The 9017-nt window shown below is 69.5% G+C and carries 6 protein-coding genes and 1 pseudogene; 2 read left to right on the top strand and 5 right to left on the bottom strand.

Annotation, left to right across the window (positions count from 1 at the left end; genetic code table 11):
* The first annotated feature begins 256 nt into the window (after window positions 1–256).
* Entirely contained in the window at window positions 257–598 is a 342-nt protein-coding gene (locus ABZ260_RS39555; RefSeq protein ID WP_355627800.1) for a hypothetical protein, read from the top strand.
* Here ABZ260_RS39555 and ABZ260_RS39560 read toward each other — a convergent pair.
* The 4 genes from ABZ260_RS39560 to ABZ260_RS39575 all read right to left on the bottom strand — a co-directional run bounded on the left by ABZ260_RS39560 (window position 544) and on the right by ABZ260_RS39575 (window position 8179).
* Window positions 544–4683, bottom strand: coding sequence for a hypothetical protein (locus ABZ260_RS39560; protein ID WP_355627803.1), 4140 nt, complete (start codon window positions 4681–4683; stop codon window positions 544–546). The genes ABZ260_RS39555 and ABZ260_RS39560 overlap by 55 nt on opposite strands.
* A 378-nt stretch (window positions 4684–5061) precedes the next feature.
* On the bottom strand, window positions 5062–6534 hold the full coding sequence (locus ABZ260_RS39565) for an amidohydrolase family protein (RefSeq protein WP_355627806.1): 1473 nt from the start codon (window positions 6532–6534) through the stop codon (window positions 5062–5064).
* Window positions 6531–7088: an MFS transporter gene (locus ABZ260_RS39570; RefSeq protein WP_355627809.1), complete on the bottom strand. Its 558-nt coding sequence runs from the start codon at window positions 7086–7088 to the stop codon at window positions 6531–6533. The genes ABZ260_RS39565 and ABZ260_RS39570 overlap by 4 nt, the downstream gene beginning before the upstream one ends.
* A 350-nt stretch (window positions 7089–7438) precedes the next feature.
* Window positions 7439–8179 carry a type II CAAX endopeptidase family protein gene (locus ABZ260_RS39575; protein WP_355627812.1) on the bottom strand — a complete coding sequence of 247 codons (741 nt, stop codon included), beginning with the start codon at window positions 8177–8179 and terminating at the stop codon, window positions 7439–7441.
* 109 nt (window positions 8180–8288) lie between these two features.
* On the opposite strand from ABZ260_RS39575, the gene ABZ260_RS39580 reads away from it, so the two are divergent.
* Window positions 8289–8915: a TetR/AcrR family transcriptional regulator gene (locus tag ABZ260_RS39580; RefSeq protein WP_350962898.1), complete on the top strand. Its 627-nt coding sequence runs from the start codon at window positions 8289–8291 to the stop codon at window positions 8913–8915.
* 37 nt (window positions 8916–8952) lie between these two features.
* On the opposite strand, the pseudogene ABZ260_RS39585 reads toward ABZ260_RS39580, so the two are convergent.
* Window positions 8953–9017: pseudogene (locus ABZ260_RS39585) on the bottom strand (fumarate hydratase C-terminal domain-containing protein); the annotation flags it as partial.

Raw genomic sequence — 9017 nt, forward strand, 5'->3', positions numbered from 1 at the left:
CCGGTGGCGGCGTGTTCGAGGCGGCCAAGGCCGCCAAGGGCCTGGCCATCGGCGTCGACTCCGACCAAGGGCAGTAGACGTCGCCGGCCGCCGGGCCGAAGTACGCGGAGCGTTCGCCGCGCCGCGCGCTGCTCACCGCGACGGCTGCAACACCCGCCAGTAAGTCCTGATCGCCGAAGCGACCACAGCACCGCAGATCGGCCCCCGCTGCGCCCTGACCGGCGGCACCTGACACTCCTACTACGACGACACCACCGTGCAGGAGGCATCCCTGCACGACATCGACCACATGGTGCCGCCGGCCGAGGCGTGGGATTCCGGAGCCCACTCCCCCGCCCAGCGCCAGGCCTACGCCAACGACCTGGACGAGCCCCGGGCCCTGGTCGCGGTCACCGCGCGCAGCAACCGCTGCAAATCCGACCAGGATCCGGCCCAGTGGCCGCCTCCGTACGAGCCGGCCCAGTGCCGCTACGGCACCGAGTGGGTCGCGATCAACGAGCAACTTCAGAGCGACCCCGCTTACTTGACCTTAAGAGGCCCGGCTCATGAAGGCACATCCTCCGGCGTGGCAGGGGTGCCGTCGGTGTTGAGGCCGTAGCGGGCCAGGTGCCGAGCCTGTTCGTGGCGGCCCAGCCGAACCAGCAGCTCGGGCAGTCGCTCGGCGGCACGGTGGTCGCCGATCACAACCGTGGACAGGAGAACCCGCTGGGCCTCGGCGAGGTCTCCACGCTGGACCAGAAGCTCCACCAGGTTTCTGGCGGCGTGGAAATCGGCAGGACACACGTGAAGTCGGGCACGTAGTTCGTCGATTTCTCCTCGGTCGGCGAGAATGTCGGCGAGGGCCAAGCGTGCAAGCATGTCACCGGCATCGGCGCGCGCACGTAGCCCGTCGAGATCACCCCGGTCGGCCAGCAGCTCGGCCAACTGCTGGGCCGAGTTGTAGTCGTGGTTGTCGGCGCGCGCCCGCAGTTCGTCGATCTCGCCACGGTCGGTGAGAACGTCGGCCAGCCGCCTGGAGGCCCCGAAGTCATGGCCGGCGCGTGCGCGTAGTCTGTCGGCGTCCCCACGGTCCGCGACGCTTTCGAGCCACCGCCTGTCGGCGTCCTCATCGCCGGAGTCCGCGCGGCGCCGCAGCGCGTCGAGGTCGCCACGGTGTACGAGCAGGTCCAGTAGCCGCCGGGACGCGTTGTCGTCACCGCTGTCGGCACGAACGATGAGTTCGTCCACGCGGCCCCGGTACACGAGAACGTCGGCGAGTTCCTGTGCCGCGTACCAGTGATCGCCGTCGGCGAGGGAACGCAGCTCATCGACATCTCCGCGATGGAGCAGGGCATCGACGAGCCGGAAGGCGGCCTGGGAGTCGCCGTCGCCGGCGCGGCTTCGCAACCGGCCGAGGTCTCCCCGCCGCACCAGGGCGCTCGCCAGCCGGCTTGCGGCCGTTCCATCTCCAGCCGCGGCTCGTTCGCCCAGCTCGTCGAGATCCACGGTCAACTCGTCGTGGATCGAGGTGATTCGCCGGTGCCGATCCATGCCTGCTTCACGCAGGACACGCCACGCACCCTCGACGTCTCCTCTGTCGGCGAGTACGTGCGCGAGCTTGCGAGCGGCGTCCGAATCGCCGTGCCGCGCCCGGGTCGCCAACTCGTCCAGAGCACCGCGATCGGCCAGGACGGTGTTCAACACCTGTTTCGCTTCCCCGTCGGTGTCAACGGACACGAAGTCACGAAGCGCCGCGAGGTCTCCCCGGCAGACGAGAACCTTGATCAGGGTGTGGCCGGCCCACGCGTCACGAGCCGCGAACCGGCGGAGCCTGGCGATGTCTCCACGGTCGGCGAGCACGCCGGCCAGCCGATCGGAGGCCGTCCACCCGTACCTGATGAGGACCTCGAGCTCGTCGAGATCGCCGAGGTGAACGAACACTCTGGCGATCCGGTCGAGCAGCATCTCATCGCCGCGCGCCGCCAGCGACATCAGTTCGCGGCGGTCACCCCTGTGTGCGAGCACCTCCACCAGCCGGGTGTCGACGATGCCTCGCCGAGCCTCGGCGAGGCTCCGCAGTCCGGGCATGTCGCCGCGGTGGCGGAGGAGGCTGAAGAGCCGTTTGGTGGCAGGCGCATCGGCCCGGGCGGCCAGCTCCGCCAGCTCGTCACGGTGTGCCAGGTAGGTCGCCAGTCGCCCGCGGGCCGCCGTCTGCTCGCGTTTCTCTTTGCGAGCCCCCAGCAGGAGATCGTCTTCGGCGGGAAGATCGACGCTGGACTCGAACTGGGCGCGCGCGCGTAACTCCTCGCCGTCGCCCCGCCGAGCCAGCACCTCGGCCAGCTGCTCGGCGGCGGCCAGGTCGCCGCGATCGGCCAGGGCGCTTAGTTCGTCGTTGGCGCCGCGATCGGCGAGCACCCGGGCCAGTCGTTGGCCTGTTCCCCGGCTCGGGAAGGCTGTCGGCCGGAACAACATGCGGAGCTGGTCCAGCTCCCCCCGCCAGACGAGTGCCTCGGCGAGGCTTTCGGCCGCCGCTTCGGCGGGTTGGCGGCGGAGTAGCGTTCCGTCGCCGATGTCCTCGGCGCGGGCTCTCAGGTCCGCGAGACCGGCGGCGTCGCCGACGTGGACGGTCCACTGGTCGGCCGCGATCCGGCTCCCGGCATCCGCGGCACGGCGATACAGCGGTACCGCGTACTTGTGAAGCAGCCGTGCGCCGGCGCTCTCGGCAACCAGCACCACGTCGTCGATGTCGGTGAGGTGGGCGAGGATCGCCTCCCACACGCGGGCCGGCACCGGTTCGGCGGCTCGGGCCTCGCCGAGATGCTGCAGCAGGTAGTCGGCGATGACGTACCCGACAGTCTGGCCCATCTCCGCACCGCCGACGCAGGTGAGCGCCGCGGCGGCGCCATGCAGCTTGCGGGTCGTGTAGGCCATCCCCTGCTCGAACCAGTCGGCGGGCGCCTCGGCTCGCTGCCGGTCGGTGCAGTAGGCCGGTGCCGCCTCACGTAACAGCTCCTCCGGCAGCGCATGCTCGGCACCCAGCAGTCTGACGTCGAGAGCGGCGAGCAGCACCGCCCAGGCGTACGGGTGCACGGTCTTGGCGATTTCCCAACGCCGCACAAGCTGTGGCGCGGCTGCGAGGGTCTGTGTCAGTCCGTACCCGGTAGTGGCGAGGGCCGTCGCGAGCAGCCGGTCGGTCGCGGCGGCGGCTTCGGCGCGTCTCCGCTCAGCCGCGGAGAACGTCTCCGGGACGATCACCACGTCGGCCAGTTCGATGAGCTCCCGCTCGTTGGCATGAGGGTCGGCGCCACCGTAGGCAGGCGTGTCGGTGAACCTGAGATAGCGATCCGGCCACACCGTCCCGACGATCACTACGGAGGACTCCGCGTTCAGAAGCTCACGCACGGTGCCGCTGGTGAGCCCACGTTCGCCGCCGAAGTAACGCTGGATCTCATCCAGCCACAGCACAGTCCGCTGCGGAGGGTCGTCGGCCGGCGCGGAGATGTCGCCCGCGGCCGCCGGGTGGAACAGCCGCCAGTCGGGCAACACAGCCCGCACGGCTTCGTAGGCGCAACGGGTCTTTCCGACCGAGGAGCCGCCGACGAGCAGCACGAAGCCGCCTCGGTGAGCCGCTTTGGCCAGCAATGCCCGAACCCCGTGCTCGCCGCCGTCCACATCGCGCTCGACGTAGGACGGCAGGTCCTCGTCCACACCGTCGACGCGGATGGACGCGTGCACGCCCAGCCTGCGCGGATCCGCCTCGGACACCCGAACCATCACCGGCCCTGGTACGGGCTTCGCGCTGGGCGCCCCTCCGGCGTCGGCCGTACTCATGTGCGACGTACTCCGGCCCGCCATGCCGAGCGGTCCGAGGTCGAGGCGCGTGCCGAGATCGCGGAGCAGCAGTGCGCGATCGACGGTCGCGGCCGCCTGCGCGTACCCGGATGACAGCTCCAGGAGATGCCGCCACAGGTCGACGGCTTGTGGCAGCCCGCCGACCAGCTTCGCGAGTTCGCCGATGACGCGGGAACGGTCGGCCGGATCCTCGCCCTCCAGGACGAGGTGGATGATGCGCAGTGCTCGCAGCAGACGCCAGGTCAGTTCGTCGACGCCGATGACGGCGTCAAGCTCCGCTTGGGCGGCAGCCACCGCGACAGCGGCCCTGAGCGTCCGTAATCGCTCTCGGATCTTCCCCCTTGTGGCTCGCGGCGCGTCCACTGCCGCGCGGAACTCCCCGTCGTCGCGCTGTCGCCTGGCGATCCACGCGAGGGTCTGTACCTCCGCGGACGCGGTGTGCGGCGCCGCGACAGCGAGGCCCATCCGCCAGCGGTCGGAGTCGAACTCGGCTCGGTGATCGACCAGCATGCGCAGGTAATCGGTCAACAAGGCGACGAACGGCGCACTGCCGGCACCGATCGTGGGATTGCGACGGACACCGACGAACATCCGGCGCTCCCCGGTAGGGCAGTGCCCGACGGCCACCACATCGTCCACCGGGTGCCACGCGCCCTGTTGAAACCGCACCTCGCCCGGTGTGACGTCGTCACCCAGCCCTCGCACCGGGCTCTGCTGCAACAAGCAGGCGAGAAGGACCGCGCCGTACGCGTGCTCCAACACCACCCCGCCACCCCCGGTGGCGTACGGACTCGCATGCCCCCGCGTCCCCGAGCCGGGATCAGGATCATCGTGATCGTTCCTGCGAGCCACGCGCACAATCATGCCCTACTACACCGACGCGCCGTCCAACTCCGCTTCGTCCAGAAACCGCCAGGGAGAGGGGTTTCTGCCCTGGTGGCTGAACGCAGGTCCACCAGCCCTTGGAGGCCGTAAATCTCCATCCCAGGACGTGTTCGCGTCCGTCTCCGGGGGCAGGGTGGCTGTCAATGGCCAAGTGCGTGTCGCCGCTGACATACGCGCAGCCGGGCTGGAGCCGCTGGAACCGTACAGCACCTCCATATGGTGGTGCGGGTGGTGAACTTCCGTTCCCTTCCCCCTGGCCCCCCGAGTCGGACAATCGTGGATGGCCTGCGGCCCCGGCCCCGAAACGGCGGTCGGGGCCGTCAACCAGACGGCCCGGACCAGGTATCAGGCTCTGACAGCGCGCCCGGGCAGGGCGGTCGGCAACAGATACTCGTCACGGACCACGAACTGGCCGCCGACAAGGACGTGGACGAAACCGGAGGAATGCCTGACCGTCTCGGTGTAGGTGGCACGGTCGCTGACGGTCTCGGGGTCGAAGACGGTCAGGTCGGCGTCGCAGCCCGCCTGAACACGGCCCTTGCTCCGCATCGCCGGGACACCCGAGCCCACCACGTCGGCGGGGATGAGCGTGCACCGGCGCACAGCCTCGGGCAGCGACAGGACGCCGTTCTGCCGGACGAGCCTGCGCAGCGTCCGGCCGTAGGTGCCGGCCGTACGGGGGTGGGTGACGGCGTTGGGCCCGAGCGGCCAAGAGAACGGGTCGGGTGCCCCCGAGCGCCACAGGAGGGGTACGGCGTCGGTGGCGACAGCGGCGTCGGTGAAGGTGAGGGCCCGCTGGATGTAGCCGAACTGGGCGGGGTCATCCTCGTCGAGCAGGTGGACGAAAGCCGCCGAGCCGGGTTCGCTCTCGCGGACCCGACGCAGGGTGTCTGCGTCGGGGATACGCCCCTCGGCACCGAGCAGGCCGATGGAGTGCGGGGTCAGCCCGCGCCGGTGGAGGAGTTCCGGGGCGAGGAAGGCCGCGCCGACGCCGGTCATGCCCGCGCCGTAGGGGTAGGCCTCGGTGGTGACGCGCGAGCCTTCGGCGCGAACCTTCTCCACCAGGCCGAGCACGCGGTCGACATGGCGGATGGAGGTGCTGTTGACGTGGCAGTAGTGCATGTGCGCGCCGGTCTCGGCGGCGGCGCGGACGATCTCCTCGGCACCGTCGACGGGAGTGGAGGGGTCCATCTCGACAAGTTCGCGGGCGTGGGTATAGGTGGGCAGCCCGACGCGGGCGGCGAGGGTGGCCACGGCGAGGTACTCGGAGGGATCGACGCGGGGCGCGTAGCCGACGAGGATGCCGACGCCGAGCGCGCCGTCGCCGAGGTCGCGCTCCAGCATGCCGACGATGCGGTCGACGACATTTCGCGGAGCGGCGCGCTGCCATTCCTCGCGGCCGATGTTGGCGAGGAAGTCATTCCTCAGGTCGCCGCTGGTGTCGAGGCCGAGGAGGACGGCCATACGGGCCACAGCCCAGGAGGTGGCGAAGCCGTAGTTGAGGGGCCTGCCCTCGGTCTCGGCCCTGCGGTAGGCGGCGGCGACCGGGTAGGCGCCGGCCTCGAGTTCCAGGACGGTAGTGACGCCGTCGAGCGCCTGCAGGCGGTGGCCGGCGACGTCCATGCTGTGGCTGTGCAGGTCGATGAAGCCCGGACTGACGACCAGGCCGGTCGCGTCGACGGTGGTGACGCCGTCGAGTGGCTGGTCGGAGACGGCCTGGATGACCCCGCCGTTGACTCCGACGTCGCGTACGGCGTCCAGACCGGTCTCGGGGTCGATGACCCGGCCGCGGGCGAGGACCAGATCGTATGTCGTCATGCGAGCTCCTTCTTTCTGAGGCTGAACTGTTCAGGGCGCTGGGGCACGATCAGCGCGACGATGAGCGGGGCGACGCCGGCACCGAGCTGGTTGGAGGCGAGCATGGCACCGGCGGCGGTGGCGCGGACGGCGGGGGTGGTGGTGCGTTCCGCGATGGCCTTGAAGGATGCGCCGGGAAAGAGGCCCTGGCCGACGCCGAAGAGAGCACGGATGACGAGGAGGGATGCCAGACCCCAGGCGATACCGGTGAGGGCGGTGAAGACCGACCAGAGCAGCAGAGAGACCATGAGTTGGCGGCGGGCGCCGAACTTGTCGGCGAGGATGCCGCCCGGCACCTGGCACAGCAGATAGACCAGGGAGAAGGCGGTGATCAGCCAGCCTTGCTCGGTCTTGGTGAGCGCGAACTCCTCGCCGATGAACAGCAACGCGACGGCCATCATCACCCGATCGACGTAGTCGATCACCCAGACGCCCATGAGCAGGCCGACGGTGACGGGCGCCGTTTTACGTATTTGCGCGGGCGCCAGGGTGGAGGTGCCTTCGGCGAGTCCCATTCACAGGCCTCCGGAGCTTTCAAATCAATGTTCCAGCAACCCTCCATCACGTCACCCGGGAGTGCTTCGTGCAGGAACATGAAGTCGGGGCCGTCGGCGGTGCGATTGCACCAAGATGGGGTCCCAGTAGTAACGACGCAGGAAACAACGGATAAGCAGGTCGGCGGCCCACCTTCCAGGCTGTGCCCGAAGGTCCTTAAGGGAGCTCTGACCTGCGTATCCGTTGAAAATTTCGCCGATACTACCGGGACCCCTGAACGCCTCGCCGAACGAGGGGGTCCCTGGCCTCACACAATCGCTCATTTCTGAGAGCGCTCACCGCCGGGGCCCGGCTCGGCGTCTTCGGCGGCTCAGACCAGCGCGCCGGCCAGCAGGAAGATCGCGATTCCGTGCGCGAGGGCGGCGGCGATCACGCCGCTGCGCAGTCGCAGGAAAGCGCAGATCAGCCCCTCGTACAGGGTGAAGGCCAGCAGCGGCCAGCCGACGTCAGTGACCGTCGAGGCCAGGAAGACGTGGCAGGCGGCGAACAACAGAGCCGACAGCAGCACCGCACGGATGGCGCCGGTGTGCTGTTCCAGCCGTCCCTGAAGGAACCCGCGAAACAGCACCTCCTCGGCGAGGTTGCCCATCAGGCTGAAGGCCAGCAGCACCGGCAGCAACGTGACGGCGACCGCTCCGCCCCGCTCCGCCATCGGCGTCAGTAGCGACAGCAGCAGGACCGGGCCGGCGGCCAGCACGCCGCCGACGACGCCCCAGCTGACCGTGACCGGAGTGAACCGGCCCCAGCGCACCAAGGAGCGAAGCCCGCCGTCCAGGCGCAGCACCCCCGCGGTCAGTGCCAGCGTGCCGAGGCCGAACAGCAGCAGGATCCCCGCCTGGTCGGTGAAGCGCAGCCACGGAATCGCCCCCGCGGCGCCCAGCCGCCAGAACCCCAGCGGTGTCATCGCGTCCCTGATCAGGACGAAGCCGAAGATGAGCACCATGATGCGCAGCAGCGGGTCGCGCTCGCCGCGCGCCGGCGCGAAGCAGGCGCCGATCAGCAACAGGCCGGGCAGGATCCGGGCGCCGTAGGCCAGGAGGTCGGGCAGCACGAAGACATCTCCGTTCAGAGAGGGGGAAAGCAGGGAGCAGGTGGGGCGACCAGCCCGCCGTTCAATAATGCGAGCTATTCTCAGTTTTCGGTACTCGCATTGGAGGCACGTGCTCACGCCCCGTAAACACCCCCGCCAGCAGCGCTCCCGCGAGACGGTCGCGGCGATCCTGGAGGCGGCGGCTCAGCTTTTCCAGCGCCACGGCTACGCCGACACCACCACCAACAAGATCGCCGAACGCGCCGGGGTGTCCATCGGATCGCTGTATCAGTACTTCCCGAACAAGGACGCGCTGCTGGTCGCGCTGGCCGAGCACTACCTGACGCAGAGCGCCGAACAGGTCATCCAGGTGTTCGCCCGTGCCGCCGAGCATCGCCCGCCCCTGCCTGACCTCCTCGCCGACCTGGTGGGGTGCGTGGCCGCTTTGCATACCGACCGGCCTGACCTACACCGGCTGCTGTTCGACCAAGCCCCCCGCACCCCCGGCCTGGTCACCCGCTTCCGGCAAGCCGAACAGCAGATCGCCCATGCGCTGGCGGGCGAACTGCGCCGCCTGGGAGCCGGCGGCCCCAATCCCGAACTGAACGCCCTGCTGGCCGTCCAGGGCATCGAGGCGCAACTGCACGGCGCCCTACTCGACCCCCCGGCCGACCGCGACGCCACCGGCCACGTGCACGCAGTGATCCGCCTCTGGCAGCAAGCCCTGGCTGAGCCCTGCCAACCCGAAAGACACTGAGTAGCCGACCGTCATATAAAGCTACTTTTTGAGCGATGAAGGCGGGGAAGTCCTCGACCTCGATCTTCCAGACGGCCTCCATGCCCAGCTCGGGATATTCCA

The sequence above is a fragment of the Streptosporangium sp. NPDC006013 genome, assembly GCF_040614275.1.
Taxonomy (GTDB): domain Bacteria; phylum Actinomycetota; class Actinomycetes; order Streptosporangiales; family Streptosporangiaceae; genus Streptosporangium.